Source organism: uncultured Sulfitobacter sp., assembly GCF_947502895.1.
Taxonomy (GTDB): Bacteria; Pseudomonadota; Alphaproteobacteria; order Rhodobacterales; family Rhodobacteraceae; genus Sulfitobacter.
In genome coordinates this window covers 386065-403115 of record NZ_CANNBM010000001.1, presented here as the reverse complement: position 1 = coordinate 403115, position 17051 = coordinate 386065, and the positions used below count along the sequence as shown (strand labels likewise).

The following is a 17051-nucleotide window of genomic DNA, read 5'->3' as shown; positions in this document are numbered from 1 at the left end:
GATGTGCGCAAGTGCGCTCGCGCTTGCTGGGTGTTTATCGGATATGGGTGGCAACGGCGGCGCCAGCGATGTGGTGGCTATGCAAAGCACCACGTCCAACACGGCAACGGCCAAGCCCACACATTCCGAAAAGATCAACGCGCAAAGCGAAATTATTCAGGGCCTTCTGGCCCGTCGTACGGTTCTGCCTGCGGGCAGTCCCTATAGCCGCGTGGCGACTGCCGTGCTGGCCGCAAATTCCCGCGCCGCGGAAAGCGAGCTGCGCGCAGCGCAGTTGCGCGCGCGTGCTGCATCAAAAAACTGGCTCCCTTCAATTGGCCCCAACATCAGCCTGACCTCGCTCGGCTCGGTTGTGGCAAATCTGATTGTCGAGCAGGTGATTTATGACAATGGCCGCAAGAAGGGCGAGCGCGAGTTTGCCGTGGCCGATGTTGAAGTGGCCGCCGTTGCGTTGGCATCGGATACCAACGCACGGGTTCGCACGGGGTTGGACCTGTATATCAACGCTGTTGAGGCGCGCGAAAAGCAGGTGCTGGCGACCAAGAGCGCCAAAGACATCGGGCATTTTGAATGGATCATGCAGCAGCGCGTGAATGGAGGTGTCTCTGACAGCTCTGATCTGCATGTGCTGCGCCAGAAATTGCTGGAAATCCGCGCTAGCCAGTCGGCTGCGTCCGAGACGGCCAGCACGGCTATTTCAGAACTCAACGCCATGGCTGTAGGTGATCTGAGCAGTGTGCGCGGCGTCTCGCCCCTGCCGGTAAGCGCAGGTCTGGCCCAGCCGCTGAGTGTGACGCAGGCAGAGGCCGAGAAAATCCGCGCCATTGCCGCCGCAAAAGTCGACCGTGCGGGGCAACTGCCGGGTCTGAGTGCCAGCGGCACCGTAGGGCAGGACAGCACATTCGGGCTCCGCATCAAATCCGACGGGTTGCTGGGCCTTGGCACAGGCGACCGTTTGAAAGCGATTGAAGCCACCAAAGAGGCGGCGGGCCGTTACGTGGCCCAGGCCACCGAAGACGCAAACCGCCAATTGCGCAAATTCGAAGGTCAGATAGCCTCGAAAGAGCGGCAAGCAGCAGAAGCGTCCGGTCTGACGGCGCAGGCCAAGAAGAACCTTGATCTGTTTCAGGCGCAATATGATGCAGGCCAGCGGCAGGTGATGGATGTTGTCGGTGTTTATGAGACATTCGCCCGCCAGCAAGAGGCCGAAGTTACCCTGAAATATGAAGCGATCCGTTTGCGTGTGGCCATGGCCGAGCTTTTGGGCGTGTTGGCCGATGGATCCGCGATATGAGCAAACCCTTTACCCTGACAATCGTAAACGGCAATTCGGGGCGTCTGAAACCAGCACCACTTGAAGAGTTGCCCAAGGCCGACAACACATCGAGCTTTGAGGATCGCCTGCGCGCACGCGGCGCTTTGATTGCGACATATGGCAGTGTGCTGGGCGCAGAGATTTCGCAATCCGATCTGGCCGATGCGCTGGCAAAGCGCCTGAAACCCGACGCGACCGAACAGGACGAAGCACAGATCATCACCATGCTGCTGCGCCGCAATGGATTGCAGGCCGAAATGCAGCGCGCCACATCGCTTGATGCGCAGAGCTTTCCTGCGCTGGTGTATATGACATCGGGCCAGTTGCTGCTGGTGATGGGACGCGACCGCGATGATCTGGTGGTGTATGACACAACCTGTCCCGACAACCGCGCGCTGGTGCCAGCGGCGGATTTTGTGCCGTTCTTTTCTGGGCTGACCCTGCGGGCGCAGATGCCTATCGAAAAAGTTGCAGAAGTACATAAGACAGCCGAAAAACCGGCCCATTGGTTCTGGGGACAGTTCCCAAAGTTCAAGCGCCAGTTGGGCGAGGTTGCATTGGGATCGTTCGTGGCGAATCTTTTGGCGGTCGCTGTGGCGCTGTTTTCGCTACAGGTTTATGACCGCGTGATCCCGCACCAGTCCGAGGCGACGTTGTGGGTGCTGGCCGCAGGGGCTGTGCTGGCGCTGTTGATGGAGGCGTTTATCAAGATCGCCCGCGCGCAGCTGATGGATGGTGCCGGCCGCCAGATCGAATTGTCGGTGCTGGAATTGCTAATGAACCGCATTCTCGGCATGCGCAGCGACAAGCGCCCCCAAGCGCCGTCCGATCTGTTTTCCTCCATGCGCGAATTCGGGTCTGTGCGCGAGTTCTTCACTGCGTCAACCATCGGAACGATCGCGGATATTCCGTTTATCTTTGTGTTTCTGTTCCTTGTGGCGTCGATCGCGGGGAACGTAGTGTGGGTGTTGGTGATTGGTGGCATCCTGATGGTTGTGCCCGGCTTTTTCATGCAAAAGCGTATGATCCGCCTGACGCAGGAGACCCAAGGTGCCACGGCCAAATCATCGCGCCTGCTGCACGAGGCGATATTCGAGCTGGATACGGTCAAGACGCAGCGCGGCGAGGACCGTGTTCAGCGGCTGTGGAGCGAACTGACCACGCTGTCTGCCGTGAAGTCTTCCGAGCAGCGCAAGCTGGCATCGGTGCTGACCTTCTGGAGCCAAGGGGTGCAGCAAGGCACCTATGTGGCGGCTGTGATTATGGGCACTTATCTGGTGTTTGCAGGGCAGTTCACTGTTGGCTCGATCATCGCTACGGGGATCCTGACCTCGCGCACGCTGGCGCCTTTGACGCAGCTGGCGGGTACGATGGCACGCTGGGGCAATGTGAAATCGGCGCTGGACGGGTTGGAGCATATTGCAGGCTCAGAGCAGGACGCCATGGAAGGGCGCACATACATGCGCCGTGACCATCTGGCGGGTAACTTCGAGCTGCGCGATGTGACTTTCCGCTATATGGAAGAGGGCGCGCCGACACTGGATTTGCCGGGCATCAATATTCTGCCGGGTCAGCGGATTGCCATTCTGGGGGCCAATGGCTCGGGCAAGTCGTCCTTGCTGAAGGTCTTGAGCGGGCTTTATGCGCCGACGACGGGGCGGGTGTTGATCGATGGCACGGAGATGACCCAGATCGAGCCGCGTGATCTGCGCCGTCTGGTGGGGTATCTGGGCCAGGACGTACGGCTGTTTTCCGGCACATTGCGCGATAACCTGAACCTGACCATGCTGGAGCGCGATGATGCGCGGCTGATGAAATCGCTTGATTTTGCAGGGCTGGGCGAGTTTGTGCGCAATCACCCCAAGGGTCTGGACCTAGAGATCATGGACGCAGGCGCAGGCCTGTCTATCGGGCAGCGCCAGTCCATTGGTTGGGCGCGGTTGTGGCTGCAAGATCCCAAGATCTGTTTGCTGGACGAGCCTACCGCTGCGCTGGATCAAAAGCTGGAAACTGGTTTGGTAGCACGGCTTGAGACATGGATGGCAGGCCGTACGGCCGTGATCGCCACGCACCGCGCGCCGATTCTGGCGCTGACGACCCGCACGATCATCCTGCACAATGGGCGGATGAGTATCGACGGGCCGAAAGACGAGGTCATGGCGCATCTTACCGCCATCAAGGGAGGTGCGGCATGAGCAGTGTTGGAATGGACGACCACATGACGCGCCAGTTGCGCGGCCCGTCTATGGTGGTCTGGCTGAGCGCAGCTACGGTGATCGTGTTTCTGATCTGGGCGTTTTTCGCATGGGTGGACGAGATTGTGCGCGCCGAAGGCAGTATGATCAGTAGTTCGCGCCCGCAGATTATCCAGAACCTTGAAGGCGGTATTCTGGCAGAACTGACCGTTGGTGAGGGCGATATTGTCGAGGCGGGCGATGTGCTCGCGCGGTTGCACAACACTCAGTTCCAATCCTCGGTTGATGATCTACAGGACCAGATCAGTGCGTTCGAGATCCGCCGTCTGCGGCTGGAGGCCGAGATTGACGGTGAGTATACGTTTGATGTGCCAAGCGAATGGCGCAGCCGGACGCCTAATATGGTCGCATCAGAAGCGGCATTGTTGCAAGCGCGGCAGTCGGATTATGTGACGTCTGTAGACGGTGCGCGGCAGGTGCTGGTAGAGGCGCAGCGAGAGCGCGACCTGATGGACGGGCTGCTCAAGAACAAGATTGTATCGCTTATCGAGGCCACGCGCGCCCGCAAAGCCTATGCGGATGCAAAGATCAAATATGACGATGTCGTAACCAGCACCGAGCTGGACCGTGCGCAGGAGTATTCGGACGTTCTGCGTGAGCTGTCGACCCTGCGCCAGAACCTCAAATCGAGTACGGACCAGTTGGACCGTACCTTGCTGCGCGCGCCGATGCGCGGGATTGTAAACAACTTGCAAGTCACCACCATTGGCGGGGTTGTGCGCCCTGGCGAAGAGATTTTGCAGATCATTCCGCTGGACGAAGAGCTGTTTGTGGAAGCACGGGTGAAGCCCGAGGATATTGCAGGCGTACGGCGCGGGCAGGCGGCGACTGTAAAACTGTCGGCATATGATTACACGATTTATGGCACGCTCAAGGGCGAAGTGAAGCTGATATCGGCGGATACGTTCAAAGACGAGCGTGCGCGTGATCCTGACGGTGATCCGCACTACAAAGTGACGTTGGCTGTGGACACGGAGAACCTGACAGAGCGTCAGGTGGCGCTGGAAATTCGCCCCGGTATGCAGGCAAGTGTGGAATTGCACACAGGCTCCAAGACCGTGCTGCAATATCTGCTGAAGCCTTTGTATAAATCCAAAGAAGCATTCCGCGAGCCATAGGGCCTGCGCGCGCGCTCGCACAGCTACGCGTGCATCGCCCGCCCGCCGACCCTGTCAGCTGTCGGTATCGAGCCAGATGGTGACGGGACCGTCATTGGTGAGGGCCACGGACATATCGGCACCGAACTTTCCCGTTTGCACGGGAATACCCAGATCGCGCAGGGCACCAGCGAACTGTAGATACAGGGTTTCGGCCAGATCGGGCTTTGCCGCATAAGAGAAACCGGGCCTTGTGCCGCGGGATGTATCTGCCGCCAGCGTGAACTGGCTGACGACCAGCGCACCGCCACCTGTTTGCGCAAGGCTGAGGTTCATCTTGCCTGCATCGTCTTTGAACAGGCGCAGTTTGGATATCTTGAGTGCGAGGGCCTTGGCAGTGTTATCGGTATCGTCCGGCATTGCACAGACGAAGATCAGCATGCCCGTGTCGATCTGGCTGATGATCGCCCCTTCTACAGTCACACTGGCGTCTGTGACGCGTTGCAGCAGCGCCTTCATGTGTCGTGCCAGCGGATGATGTCATCGGTCTGCGCCCGTTGGGTGCGAAACTGGTTGGCGGGGGCCTGAGTATCGGCGTAGCCCAGTGAAATGGCACACAGGATCAGGCGATCGTCCGCGATGTCCAGATGCTCTTTGAGCAGGGGGGCATAGGCGGCGATTGCGGCCTGCGCGACCGTGGCAATACCCAGTGCTGTGGCGGCAAGAGTGAAGGCGGTGACAAAGCCGCCCGTATCCATCGCGCCGTAGGGGCCGAGTTCTGCGGGGGAGTGGATGATGGCCACGTGAGGCGCGTCAAAGAAGGCGTAGTTGCGCAGCATTTGCGCGGCACGGCCTGCGCGGTCCGATTTCTCGATTCCTACGGCATCATAGAGCTGGAAACCGCAAGTGCGGCGGCGCATCGCGTAGTCGCCTGTGTATTTGGAGGGCCATGTCAGATCGGGGGAGGGAGGTGTGCCTGCGCTGGCAGTCTCGGACAGTTTGGCGCGCAGGCGGTTGGTTGCCTCACCGCGCGTTATGTCCACTTGCCACGGCTGTGCGTTGCACCAGGACGGCACGTGGCGTGCGGCCTGCACAATGCGGCCTAGATCGGCATCCGGCACAGGATCAGGCAGGAATGCGCGGCAGGAATAGCGATCTGTCAGGATCTGGGAAAGGGTGTCGATCTGGCTCATGACTTATCCGTTTTGTGCATATAGGTAGCCGATAATGGCGGCGATGATGAGACCTGTGATCACTGCAAAGGCGATCTTTATCGCGGAATAGGGGCGTTCGCCCTGTACCCGCCCTGTACGGCCGTTGACGACAAAGCGGTAGGATTTGCCGCGGTACTTGTAGGCAGCCAGCCAGACAGGCAGCAAGATGTGTTTGAATGTCATATTGCTGAGGTCGACATCCATGTTGTGGATACGCTGGCGGTCACCGCCGATGTCGAATTTAACGTCGCGGCGGATCATGGCGTCCATCTTTGCGCGTGCCTCGGTAAAGCCTTCGTCGAGGGGGACAGTATAGCCCTCTGCGCGAAATCCAGCGAGGTATTCGGGGGCGTAGGGTTCCAGTGCGGCCAGATCCCACGGCTCTAGCGCGTCGGTGAAGCGTTTGGGCAAGGAGCGCGAGCCGAGTACCAGCACATCGTCAAAGAACCGCGCCACACGGCCCGAGACGCCGCGCCAGCGGACCTTGGCCACGCGCACAGTGGTGCGTTTGCCATCGCGCATGACGGTGCGGTTTTCATAATAGACTGTGCCGCGCTCGCCCGAATAGCGCGTGTCGCTTTGCGCGTCATAGGTCCAGTACGGAACATAGATGCCATCCATACGCCGCCCCTTGCGCGCGTAGGCTTGCAGCCCGTTTGGCGCAAACCACAGGCTGCCGAGCCAGTCTTTCATCGCATCGCGCGCGACCTCCTGCGGCAAGGCAAATGGTAGAACGGCGCGGGGTTTGATGTGGCGGTGCAGCCCTGTGTCCACCACCACGGGGGTGGCGCAAAAGGGACATTCAGCCGCTTGGGATTGTGCGTCGAATTCCACCTGTGCGGCGCAGTTGGGGCATTGGCTGACGCGGGTTTCTTCCATCTCGGCGGTGTCGAGCGTCTGGCTGAGGCCGCGTTGCAAATCAAGCTCGGCGATGGCGCGCGACTGCGTCCAGACAGTGCCTATCGGCTCTACATGGCCGCAATGGTCGCATTTCAGCTCACTTGCCTGGGGATCAAACCGCAGGTCGCTGCCGCATGTATCACACGGAAAGCGGTGCTCTTGCAGGACGGTGTCTGGTGTGGTGTCGGGCAAGGGCAGACCTTTTGGGGTTGGGGGTTCCGCGCCAACATTGTGCTTGCGCACGGTGGGGTCAAGGGGCGGTCACAAAAAGCGGTGAAGGAAGCGTGGGGCCATAATGCGCAGGGCGTTGTCGCGCAGTTTGACATGCCGCCAGATGTGGAAGGCTGCATGCCCCGCGATGAGTACCCCCAGCAGATAAAACTGGTAGATATGCAGCTTGCCGATGATCTCGTTTGCGTCGCGCCAGCCCATGGGCGGGGCGATGGGTAGCCACAGGCCCGCCTTGAGTTGCACAAAGGATGTGAGCCCCAGCGCGAAGCCGCCAAGGGCGACCAGAAACAGGCCCCAGATGATGCTCAGATGCAGTGGGCGATGGATGTACCGCGCCCAGCCTTGCAGCTTGGGACCAGGGCGAGAGGCAAGGCCGCGACGCATGACATCGGCCGTCCAGAGCAGGCAGATAGACACGAATACCAGCGCCAGATTGGAGTGGATCGCAAACCATGGACTACCCAGTGGCACGACCATGTCGGGCGTGACAATCAAAAACCAGATGAACAGCGGGATCATCAGGCCATGGGTCCACTTTAGCACCGTGCGGCGGTTGGGTTTGTATTTTGCAAAGCGTTGCATGGCGCTAAGGTAGTGCCACGGGCCTTTCTGTCACGTCTGAGGGAGGGGAGCGTGCACAACAATTCGCATTTCGATCACGGCACCTTCTCTGCGCAGGCCTGCGACCTCGACAGCCGTCCATGCGGGCAGGGGCAGGCCGAGTGTCTCGCGCAGCAGCGCATCTACAGTATCAAAATGATCGCGCAGGCCAATGTGATAGCTGGTGATCTCGACCACGTCTTGCGGCTGGGCGCCTGCGGCGTCGAGGATTGTCAGGACCTTTTGCAGCGCATTGCGGGTCTGTGTGGCGGCGTCATCAGGCATCACGCCTTGCGCATCAGCGCCAGTAGCCCCTGTCAGAAATATCAAGTCCCCCGCACGGATGGCGGGGGAAAAGCCGCTGGCGGCAACTGCGTGGGCCAGTGCGGGTGGAAAGACGGCCTGCCGTGCCATGATCAGGCGGGCGGCGGCGGCGGGGGCAGCACGGTGAAGAGCTGTGCCAACTCCATCACATCTTCGGCGCGCATCCAGCCGTCCTGACCGGGTGTCCAGACAAAAGTCTGGCGGGTCAGTTTGCCCTCGGCGGCCATGCGCCCCATCTTTGCCTTGGAATAGGGGCCTGTTGTCTCGCCCCCTTCGGCGATGTGCCACACATGTTCAACGGGTGGGGGGGGAGGCGCCATAGGGGCGGCTTTTGCTGCGGGTTGTGCGCCCCACGGGCCACCTGCTGCGGCCTGTGCGCCGATCTGCATACCAAGGCCAGCGCCCAGACCCGCCTGAATGGCTGCTGCCCCAGTGCCGTCACGGCCCAAAGCCTCGGCTGTCTGGAACTGCATATATTCGTTGAGGTTGCCGATCACGCCCATGGAAGAGCGTTTGTCCATAACTTCCTCTACCGCAGGGGGCAGCGAGATGTTCTCGATGTAGAGCTCGGGCATGGCGAGACCGTATTCGGCCAGTTGACCCGCGATTTCACCGCCGACCAGTTTGCCCAGTTCACGCGTGTTGGCAGCCATGTCGAGCACGGGGATCTGTGCGCGTGCAATGGTGCGCGAGAATTCCTGTACGATGATGTTGCGGATCTGGAACGAGATTTCGTCCATTGTGAATTCGCCGTCTGTACCGACGATTTCGCGCAGGAACAGGGCGGGATCGACCACGCGGATCGAGTAGGTGCCAAAGGCGCGCAGGCGCACAGGGCCGAACTCGGGGTCGCGCACGATGATGGGGTTTTTGGTGCCCCATTTCAGATCGTTGAACCGCGTGGTGTTGACGTAGTAAATCTCGGATTTGAACGGCGATTTGAACCCGTGGTCCCAATGCTGGAGCGTGGTCATGATCGGCATGTTGTTCGTCTCTAGCATGTAGAGACCGGGGGTGAAAACATCGGCCAGCTGGCCCTCGTGGACAAACACCGCTGCTTGCCCCTCACGTACGGTCAGCTTGGCGCCGTATTTGATTTCATGCGCCTCGCGCTCGAACCGCCAGACCAGAGTGTCGCGGGTGTCATCGGTCCAGTGGATGACGTCAATGAATTCACCTGAGAGGAAATCGAAAATGCCCATGGAATGTCCTTTAGGGTTGTTTGGCGATTAACCTAATCGCCGCGCGGCTGGTTATCAAGAAACAGCTGGTTGGGCGCATGAGCGGTCAACCTGCAAGACTGTCAGCCCTCACACGCTGGCGGGATGAGGGGGGATGTCGCCGTGCGGCTGAAGTCAACGGTCAAAGAGACCATATCGCCAGCACCGTCAAACAGGGCCGAGACGGAAAAACCACCGTCACCGCCTGTGAAAAAGCCGGGGAACACGACACCGTCCGGTAATTTGAACAAGGTCAGGTCGTTGCGACCATCATCGCTTTGATCTGCCAATAGCCCGTCGTACAGGCTCCATCCTTCGGGGAGCGTGGCGAGATATGCCTTGATGCTTTCTTGGGTTTTGGACGTTGTAAACGCGCCCATGCCGCCATCGACGCCAAACAGACCACCAGACCTATGGCAGACGGGCGTATTCCGAGAGAATGTGACAAATGCGGCCAAAGGCGCTTGGTTGGGCGGGCCAGACATCAGCATCTGGACCTGCGCTGGCCCGTTGGGAATTTTGACCCATTCGCTGTCGAAACTTTCGGGAAATACAACAGGATCAACAATTTGGATTTCGGTGCCGTCGGGTGTCCAGTCAAATGTCTGCGACAAGGTGCTGCCCGAGGGCGCGCGCGAAAGCATGAAATCTGCCGTTGACGGCCCTGCGTTTGCTGCGACTGGCATGAAAGCGGTGAGTAGCCCGACGAGCTTTTGTGTGATCTTCATACAGGCCCGCCGGTCGTCAGCTCTGACGCGATCTGGCGGACGGTGGGGCGCGCTTGATCCGCGCTCATTCCCGTGCGCAAGCGGGGATCATAGAGCATTTGCAATAGCAGCTCGTCATGGCGTGTCAGCAGCGCGAATTCATCATCATCATTAAAGATGGAGGGGCGTGCGGCAGGGCTATCATTGGCTAGCCCCATACCTTGTGCGAGCTCTTCGTGAATGCATGACAGGCGCAACAGGGAGGGGTTTTCAGCGCGGATCACGGCGACAGCGGCGGTATAGGTATTGGCATTGGCCCCCGCGGCATAGGCCGCGACCACGCAGTAGGTGTCGCGGGGCATATTGGCCAGCGGTGCAAGGCTGGCAGCCGTAATACCTGGCACGCGGGCAGCAGCGGCGGCAAGCGCCTCGCCGCGGTCATCCTCGCCTGCAACAATCACGATGAAATTCGCCGATCTGCCCATGCTGACAGGGTGGCCGGTGACGCGGGACAGTCGTGCGGCATAGCTGCGGATATTAGCTGCATCGCTGGATTGCTGTGAGGGCGGGACACCTTCGCCAAAAATCACGTCCATGCGGACGGGGGTGGCCCATCTGCGCAGCGGGCTTGCGCCGCCACGACCAGAGAAGTCCCCGTTATATTCGTTGTAAAAAGCGATCTGTTCGAAATTGCGCGCCAGCATCGTGTTGGTGAACGGCGTGTCTGCTCCGCCACCGTCACGGCGCAGCAGGCCTTGGCTTAGTTGTGCGCCCTGAACCTGATTGAGATAGCTGCGCAGTTGTGCGCTGGCTTCGGATGTGGGGCGCGCCACTTTGGGCGGGGCGGCCACGGGTTTGGCCGCTGCAGGGCGTGCCACTGGTTTGAGCACCGGATCTATAACCGCATTAGGGGCGGTGCAGGCGGCAAAGCCCAGAGCAATCAGCCCCAGCCCTGCCGCCCGTATGGTGCGCATCCGCGTCATGCTCAGGTATTGACCGTATCGCCCAGACCCGTCTTGGTGGCCTTGGCGGATGCCAATGTGTCGCGCAGCTTTGCTTCCATATCCTTGAGATCTTTTTCGGCGGCGGCGCGTTTTGCCTTGCCCGCATCAGCGATCTGGAGGCTTTCCTCGATTGTGCCGATCAGATCGGCGTTGGCTGCTTTGACCGCTTCGATGTCAAAGACGCCGCGCTCCATCTCTTCGCGGATCACCTTGTTGCTTTCGCGCAGGTTTTTCGCGTTGGAGGTCAGCAGTTCGTTGGTCAGGTCATTGGCTTCGCGCACGGCTTTGGCCGCCTCGAAGGAGCGTTGGATGGTGACCGCCTGAGCCAGCTGTGTTTCCCACAGGGGCACGGTGTTGACGAGGGTCGAGTTGATCTTGGTTACCAGTGATTTATCGTTTTCCTGCACCAGACGGATGGAAGGCAGCGATTGCATCGTTACCTGACGGGTGAGTTTGAGATCGTGCACGCGGCGTTCCAGATCATCGCGCGCGGCGCGCAGATCACGAAGCTCTTGCGCCTTCATCACCTGATCTTCTTCGGGGGCCGCGTTCACCTCAGCCTCTTTGGCAGGGATCGTGGTTGCGTCCAGATCGGCGATCTTGGCCTCGCCAGCGGCGATATACAGCGCCAGTTCGTCGTAGAATTGCAGGGTTTTCTCATAGAGCATGTCGAGCGACTTGATGTCTTTGAGCAGGGTGTGCTCATGCTCCAGCAGGTTGTCGGTGATGCGGTCGATCTGGCCTTGGACCTTTTCGAACTTGGCGGTGAATTTAGCAAATGGTGCTGCGCGCCCGATCAGCTTTTCCCACCAGCTGCGATCGCGCCGCACGTCCAGTTCGGATACGGAAAAGCCGCGGATCGTGGTCACGATCCCGCGCAGGCTATCGCCCGCTGGGCCTACATCCTTGTTGCGCACGTCTTGCAGCATTGCTTGCGAGATTTCCTGCAATTCGGCCTGCGCGGCAGAGCCGAAGCTGATGATCGACTGGGTGTCGTTCATATCCAGCTCGTCCATGCGGGCGCGGATTTCGGCACTGACGGGGGCATCTGCCTGCTCTAGCGTGACAACGGCGTTGGCGTCTTGGGGCTCTGGCAGCACCACGGCAGTGACTTCCTCGACCATGGCGAGGGATTGGGCGGCTTTTTCGCGGACGTTTTCAGACATTGGATTTCCTTGTTAATGCGGCGCGGCGCGGATCACTCCAGACGCACACCTTCACGCGACAGCCGCTCGCGCAGCACGTCGATTTCTACAGTCAGATCACTGCGGTCTTCGAGCAGGGATTTGCGGTTACGGGCGGCAAAATTCTTTTCGAGATCATCGAGAAGGGCCAGATAATCAGTGCGGGCTTGGGCGTCGCGGGTGCGCGAATAGATGTCGGCAAACTTGGCCGTCGCGTCGCGCGCGCCTTTTAGGTACACACCCAGATATTTGCGCGCGGCTGTCAGATCGCGCGGGTCTTCCTCAACTGTGCGGATAAGATCGCGGGCGGTGGCGCTGAAATCTTCCAAACGGGCGGCGGATGCGCGATCGCCTGCGCGGGCGATGGTTTCGCGCATGGTGGTCAGGTGTTTTTCGGCCTCGTCCACCACGCGGGCCACGCGGTCTTGTTGGAAGGTGTCGATGCCGTCCATACCCTTGTTGCGCATGGGGTCAAGCCCGAAGGCGGTGATGTGCAGGCCCGCTGCGGCAAGGCCATAGATGAGGGGCGAGACGATATCAAAGCTGTTCAGATGCGCGATCACGGCCAGTGCGGTGCCTATGCCGCTGAAACCCGCCGCAATAATCTTGCGCGGCAGGGCAGGGCGGCGGGCGACCTTGCGCGCGTCATAGGCGGCTTCGGCGCGCAGGCCACTGCGCAGCAGCCACGCTGCCAAGGTCAGCGATGCGGCCCCCAGCAGGGCGAACATCAGCGCAAACGGACCGTCAGAAAAGCTGGTTGCGACAAGGGGGATCGCGGGGATGAACAACACGTTGGCGCGGCCACCTACGGGATCTACATCAACGCGCCGTGCACGCGTCGGCGTATTCGCCGCCTGATCGCTGTTGTCGTCGGGGCTGAAACGCCCTCCATACCGCTTTGCCATGTTTAAAGGCCCCCCAGCCAGCCGGAACTGACCCCGAACAAGAGCACAATCAGCGCAATATAGGCGCCTTTTTGAAATGGTTTTGGTCCCATGGGTCCCCCGACTTGCGCCGCATCCGCGCCGCTTTCATCCTATCATAAGCAGCGCGCGGTCCGAGTTCTAGTGCTGCGTGCCGCCGCGGCGGCCTGTGCGGCGCTCTGCGTTGAGTTTGCGGGTATAGCCCGACTGGATAATCTCAACTGCGACCAAGACCAAGACGCTGAAATAGAAGGTGGTTTTGGACATCGGGATGACTTCGTAGCCGAAGAAGCGCAGCGCCAGATCAGGATCATGCATTGCATGTGCTGCGGCCTGGCCCGCTTCGCCCAGCAAAACGATGCCCACGATCAACAAGATAAACAGGCCCAGAACCTCATACATGCGGTTGGCTTCCAGAAACTGCGTGACCCGCTCGGCCAGCACCAGCATCGCGATGCCCGATAGGATAATCGCAAAGGCAAGGATGGGGAAAACATCGGTAATGGCCAGTGCCGACAGCACGGAATCAAACGAGAAGATGAGGTTCATCAGCACGATAAGGCCCACGACCTTGGCCGCAGACTTGCCCGACTTGCCCTCGATATCGGTGCCGAGATGCTCGACCGAGAGCATGTGGCCGATTTCCTTCACCGCCGTGTACATGATGAATGCACCACCGATGATGAACACCAGTGTGGCAAAGTTCACGCCGCCTGTGATCACGCCTTCCCAGTTCATGATAAAGAACGGCTCGGCCATGGCATCAATGGCGCGGATCATAACAAACAACAAGATCACCCGCAGGGCCACCGCAAGGATGATACCCCATTTACGCACAGCCGCCTGTTGGGCCACGGGCGCGCGCTGGCTCTCGATAGAGATATAGAGCAGATTGTCGAACCCCAGCACCGCCTGCAAAAAACACAGCATGATGAGGTTGCCCAGATTTTCGATTGTCAGCAGATCGGCCATTGGAGAGTTTCCTGGTTATTGTTGTGCGAACGGCTTAGCGCAGCTTGTCTGTAATGTGAATTGAGCTGCAGGGGGAAAGCGGGGAATATTTGACCCTGCCGAATGACGCAGCGTTCTTATTAGGTTTCGAAAAACACGTGAGAACGAAGAGGCCAAGAATTGCAACAACGTCATCTGAGAGACAAGCCCAAGCCTGCTGCGACGAAATCCAACAAGGCAAAGCGCCGTGCCAAGCTATGGTTGCTGTTTTGGGCAGGATGCCTTGCGCTGCTGTTCGGAGCATTTGTCTATGTTTAGCAGGCGCAGGCCCGTTTTTGGACGTTAACGGCGGCGGGTTGGTTTGCCCCCAGAGGGTGGGCGCGCTTTGGCGGCCGCGCTTTTGAACACGCGGGGCTTTGCAGGGCCACCCTCGGCGCGGGCTGCGTCACGTGCGTTTTTCTCACGGGTGGCTTTGTCGGGGCGGGACGCTTTGAATGATTTGGCGCGCTTGGAGTGTGGTGGCGCCATTTCTTCTGGCGCTTTGGGGAAGCCAGGCTGGCCGCGGCCGCCGAATTCGCCCTTTTTTTGCACAGTGCGCCGTTTGAAGCTGCGTTTGACTTCCGTAGGGGCCGCAGGAGCAGCGCCCAGCAGGTCTTCTGCATCGGGGCCGAGCTGGTCGCGCAGCACCTTGCGGCGTACTTCCTCGACCGCGCCCGGTTTCAGATCACCCAGCTGGAACGGGCCATAGCTGACGCGGATCAAGCGGTTTACGCTCAGGCCTATCTCGTCCATCGCGCGGCGGATTTCGCGGTTTTTGCCTTCACGCAGACCTACTGTCAGCCACGCGTTCGCGCCTTTCTGGCGGTCGAGGACCACGTCCATCGGCTGAAACGGCTCGCCCTCGGCGATGATGCCCTTGCGCAAAGGCTCCAGATCTTCGTCTGTCGGTCGCCCGTTCACGCGCACGCGGTACCGGCGCAGCCAGCCTGTTGAAGGCAGCTCTAGCATCCGTTTGATACCGCCATCGTTGGTGAGCAGCAGCAAACCTTCGGAGTTGAGATCAAGCCGTCCCACGCTCATCACGCGGGGCATGTCATCTGGCAGCGCGTCATATATCGTCTCGCGGCCTTTTTCGTCGCTGTCGGTTGTGACCAGGCCTGTTGGCTTGTGATAGAGCCAAAGGCGCGCTGGTTCTGGCTGGCCTACGGGCTTGCCATCAACAGTGATACGGTCGGCGGACGTAACGTTGAGCGCGGGCGAAGTGATGACCGCGCCGTTCACCGACACGCGGCCTGCCTCGATCATCCGCTCTGCCTCTCGCCTGCTGGCGACACCTGCACGGCTGAGGGTTTTGGCGATTCGATCGCCCTTAGGCGCGGCGGAGGAGGGAGGTGTATTAGTCATGTGTCATGCCATAGCGCAAGCGTTCCACTTGCGAAAGGACGCGTTTTGCCCGCATCTAGGGGCATGGCATTTAGATCGTTTATGGAATTGGCGCTGGAGGAGGCCCGCAAGGCTGCGGCGCGGGGCGAAGTGCCTGTGGGCGCTGTGGTGGTGTCACCGCATGGCGAGGTGATCGGCAGCGGTGGCAATCGCACGCGGGCGGACAATGATCCAACTGCCCATGCAGAGGTGCTGGCCATTCGCGGAGCCTGTGCGCATCTCGGAGCGGAGCGGCTGTCGGGTTGCGCGCTCTACGTCACGCTGGAGCCTTGTGCGATGTGTGCGGGCGCTATTTCGGCAGCGCGTATCGGGCGGCTCTATTACGGCGCGGCGGACCCGAAATCGGGTGGTGTGGCGCAGGGGGCGCGGGTGTTTGCGCATCCGCAATGCCACCACGCGCCCGAAGTGTTTGACGGCATTGCCGAACGCGAGGCCGCAGCACTGCTGACAGAGTTCTTTTCAGCCCGCCGCGACGCTGCGACGCGCTAGAGCGAGATTGGCTGCATCACCTCAGGCTCGATTACCGAGGTGCCGGGAAGTACACCATTTACGAGGGCTTGGGCTGATTGCTCCAGCGCGTCGAAGGTGCGGTAGTGGCAGGGGATGACCACTTTGAAATCAAAATAGGTGCGCGCGGCGTAGGCGGCCATGTCCATATCCATCGTAAAATGCCCTCCTGCCGACAGGATGCCGATATCGGGCTTATGGTAATCCCCGATCCACGTCATATCGGCCATCAGTCCCGTATCGCCGCTGATATAGATCGTGCGGCCCTCGCCTTTGAGCACGAAACCGGATTCGTTGCCCATATACCGCCGCACGCCGTCTACTTCTGCCGCAGAGGAGTGGGAGGCAGGTACCATGCTGGCCCGCACTTTGTCGCCGATAGATATTGTCCCGCCCATGTTAAAGGCATTGCCCTCTACAGCGCCTTCGCCGTGCAGGTGCAGGGCCAGTTCGTACATGCCCGATACCGGCGCTCCAGTGCTTTTGGAAATTTCAACTACATCTGCGATGTGGTCAAAATGGCCGTGTGTGACCAGAATATGCGTGGCGCCCTTGGTTGCGGCTGCGTGCTGGTCTTCGGGCAGCATGGGGTTTCCGTTCAGCCACGGGTCTACCAGAACAACCTGATCTTCGATCTCGATACGGAACGAGCCGTGGCCTAGCCAAATGATGTTCATGCGATTTCTCCTGCTGGTTGTTTGTGCGTAGTTTAGCGTCAATGCCCCGGATAGCGAGAGCGGGGGCCAAGTTTTGCGCGTTGGTGGGCGCTGCGCTGCTGCCGATGGCTTGCTTGCATCGCGCGGGGGCGGTAGAGGACGGATAAGCAGATGAGGAACAGTCATGTCTATTGATGAAAGCACAGCCGCGCGGGTGGCAAAACTGGCCCGTATCAAAGTTGAACCCGAAGCGTTGCCCGCACTGGCAGCCGAATTCAACACGATCCTCGGGTTCATCGAGCAACTGGGCGAAGTGGACATTGAAGGCGTGGAGCCGATGACCTCTGTGACCCCGCAAAACCTGATCCGCCGCGCGGATGTGGTGGCGGATGGTGACCAGCAGGAGGCGATTTTGAAAAACGCGCCCGACGCGCGTGAGGGATTTTTCGCAGTACCCAAGGTGGTTGAATAAACAGCGGCCTTGAGATTGCCCGTGACGGGTAGTTTCGGCCATAGACGG

At 59.9% G+C, this 17051-nt stretch carries 18 protein-coding genes; 5 read left to right on the top strand and 13 right to left on the bottom strand.

Features of this window, described 5'->3' with window-relative positions; genetic code table 11:
* The first annotated feature begins 1 nt into the window (after position 1).
* From Q0903_RS01905 to Q0903_RS01895, 3 genes are read left to right on the top strand one after another with little or no spacing between them, the layout of a single operon-like run.
* Positions 2 to 1294 (top strand): TolC family protein, encoded by a 1293-nt coding sequence (locus tag Q0903_RS01905; protein WP_299412359.1) that lies wholly within the window; start codon positions 2 to 4, stop codon positions 1292 to 1294.
* Complete coding sequence (locus Q0903_RS01900) at positions 1291 to 3510, top strand: ATP-binding cassette domain-containing protein (protein WP_299024560.1); 2220 nt, start codon at positions 1291 to 1293, stop codon at positions 3508 to 3510. Before Q0903_RS01905 ends, Q0903_RS01900 begins: the two co-directional genes overlap by 4 nt.
* Positions 3507 to 4688, top strand: a complete 1182-nt coding sequence (locus Q0903_RS01895) for an HlyD family efflux transporter periplasmic adaptor subunit (protein ID WP_299024558.1) — start codon at positions 3507 to 3509, stop codon at positions 4686 to 4688. The genes Q0903_RS01900 and Q0903_RS01895 overlap by 4 nt, the downstream gene beginning before the upstream one ends.
* Positions 4689 to 4742: 54 nt before the next feature.
* Here Q0903_RS01895 and dtd read toward each other — a convergent pair whose 3' ends face one another.
* The 12 genes from dtd to Q0903_RS01835 all read right to left on the bottom strand — a co-directional run bounded on the left by dtd (position 4743) and on the right by Q0903_RS01835 (position 15329).
* Positions 4743 to 5186 (bottom strand): D-aminoacyl-tRNA deacylase, encoded by a 444-nt coding sequence (gene dtd, locus Q0903_RS01890; protein ID WP_299412355.1) that lies wholly within the window; start codon positions 5184 to 5186, stop codon positions 4743 to 4745.
* Complete coding sequence (locus Q0903_RS01885) at positions 5183 to 5860, bottom strand: nitroreductase (protein WP_299412353.1); 678 nt, start codon at positions 5858 to 5860, stop codon at positions 5183 to 5185. Before Q0903_RS01885 ends, dtd begins: the two co-directional genes overlap by 4 nt.
* 3 nt (positions 5861 to 5863) lie before the next feature.
* A complete protein-coding gene (locus Q0903_RS01880; protein ID WP_299412350.1) occupies positions 5864 to 6973 on the bottom strand; it encodes a TFIIB-type zinc finger domain-containing protein in 1110 nt (369 codons plus the stop codon).
* Positions 6974 to 7042: 69 nt separating this feature from the next.
* Positions 7043 to 7594 (bottom strand): cytochrome B, encoded by a 552-nt coding sequence (locus tag Q0903_RS01875; protein WP_299412347.1) that lies wholly within the window; start codon positions 7592 to 7594, stop codon positions 7043 to 7045.
* Between the two features lie 30 nt (positions 7595 to 7624).
* Positions 7625 to 8026 (bottom strand): Rid family hydrolase, encoded by a 402-nt coding sequence (locus tag Q0903_RS01870; RefSeq protein WP_299412345.1) that lies wholly within the window; start codon positions 8024 to 8026, stop codon positions 7625 to 7627.
* Positions 8027 to 8028: 2 nt separating this feature from the next.
* Complete coding sequence (locus Q0903_RS01865) at positions 8029 to 9138, bottom strand: SPFH domain-containing protein (protein ID WP_299024546.1); 1110 nt, start codon at positions 9136 to 9138, stop codon at positions 8029 to 8031.
* A 101-nt stretch (positions 9139 to 9239) separates the two neighbouring features.
* The gene (locus Q0903_RS01860) at positions 9240 to 9884 is read right to left on the bottom strand and encodes a hypothetical protein (RefSeq protein ID WP_299412342.1); all 645 of its coding nucleotides are present in this window, start codon (positions 9882 to 9884) and stop codon (positions 9240 to 9242) included.
* Positions 9881 to 10846, bottom strand: a complete 966-nt coding sequence (locus tag Q0903_RS01855; protein WP_299412339.1) for a DUF2927 domain-containing protein — start codon at positions 10844 to 10846, stop codon at positions 9881 to 9883. Before Q0903_RS01855 ends, Q0903_RS01860 begins: the two co-directional genes overlap by 4 nt.
* A 2-nt stretch (positions 10847 to 10848) precedes the next feature.
* Positions 10849 to 12033 carry a toxic anion resistance protein gene (locus tag Q0903_RS01850; RefSeq protein WP_299024540.1) on the bottom strand — a complete coding sequence of 395 codons (1185 nt, stop codon included), beginning with the start codon at positions 12031 to 12033 and terminating at the stop codon, positions 10849 to 10851.
* A gap of 32 nt (positions 12034 to 12065) precedes the next feature.
* A complete protein-coding gene (locus Q0903_RS01845; RefSeq protein WP_299412336.1) occupies positions 12066 to 12956 on the bottom strand; it encodes a 5-bromo-4-chloroindolyl phosphate hydrolysis family protein in 891 nt (296 codons plus the stop codon).
* Between the two features lie 159 nt (positions 12957 to 13115).
* The gene (locus tag Q0903_RS01840; protein WP_299024537.1) at positions 13116 to 13946 is read right to left on the bottom strand and encodes a tellurium resistance protein TerC; all 831 of its coding nucleotides are present in this window, start codon (positions 13944 to 13946) and stop codon (positions 13116 to 13118) included.
* A 321-nt stretch (positions 13947 to 14267) separates the two neighbouring features.
* Positions 14268 to 15329, bottom strand: coding sequence for a pseudouridine synthase (locus tag Q0903_RS01835; RefSeq protein WP_299412333.1), 1062 nt, complete (start codon positions 15327 to 15329; stop codon positions 14268 to 14270).
* A gap of 63 nt (positions 15330 to 15392) precedes the next feature.
* On the opposite strand from Q0903_RS01835, the gene Q0903_RS01830 reads away from it, so the two are divergent.
* Entirely contained in the window at positions 15393 to 15857 is a 465-nt protein-coding gene (locus Q0903_RS01830; protein WP_299412331.1) for a nucleoside deaminase, read from the top strand.
* Here Q0903_RS01830 and Q0903_RS01825 read toward each other — a convergent pair.
* The gene (locus Q0903_RS01825) at positions 15854 to 16552 is read right to left on the bottom strand and encodes a metal-dependent hydrolase (protein WP_299024531.1); all 699 of its coding nucleotides are present in this window, start codon (positions 16550 to 16552) and stop codon (positions 15854 to 15856) included. The genes Q0903_RS01830 and Q0903_RS01825 overlap by 4 nt on opposite strands.
* 163 nt (positions 16553 to 16715) lie before the next feature.
* Between Q0903_RS01825 and gatC the strand changes: the two genes are divergently transcribed.
* A complete protein-coding gene (gene gatC / locus Q0903_RS01820; RefSeq protein ID WP_299024529.1) occupies positions 16716 to 17003 on the top strand; it encodes an Asp-tRNA(Asn)/Glu-tRNA(Gln) amidotransferase subunit GatC in 288 nt (95 codons plus the stop codon).
* Positions 17004 to 17051 lie beyond the last annotated feature (48 nt).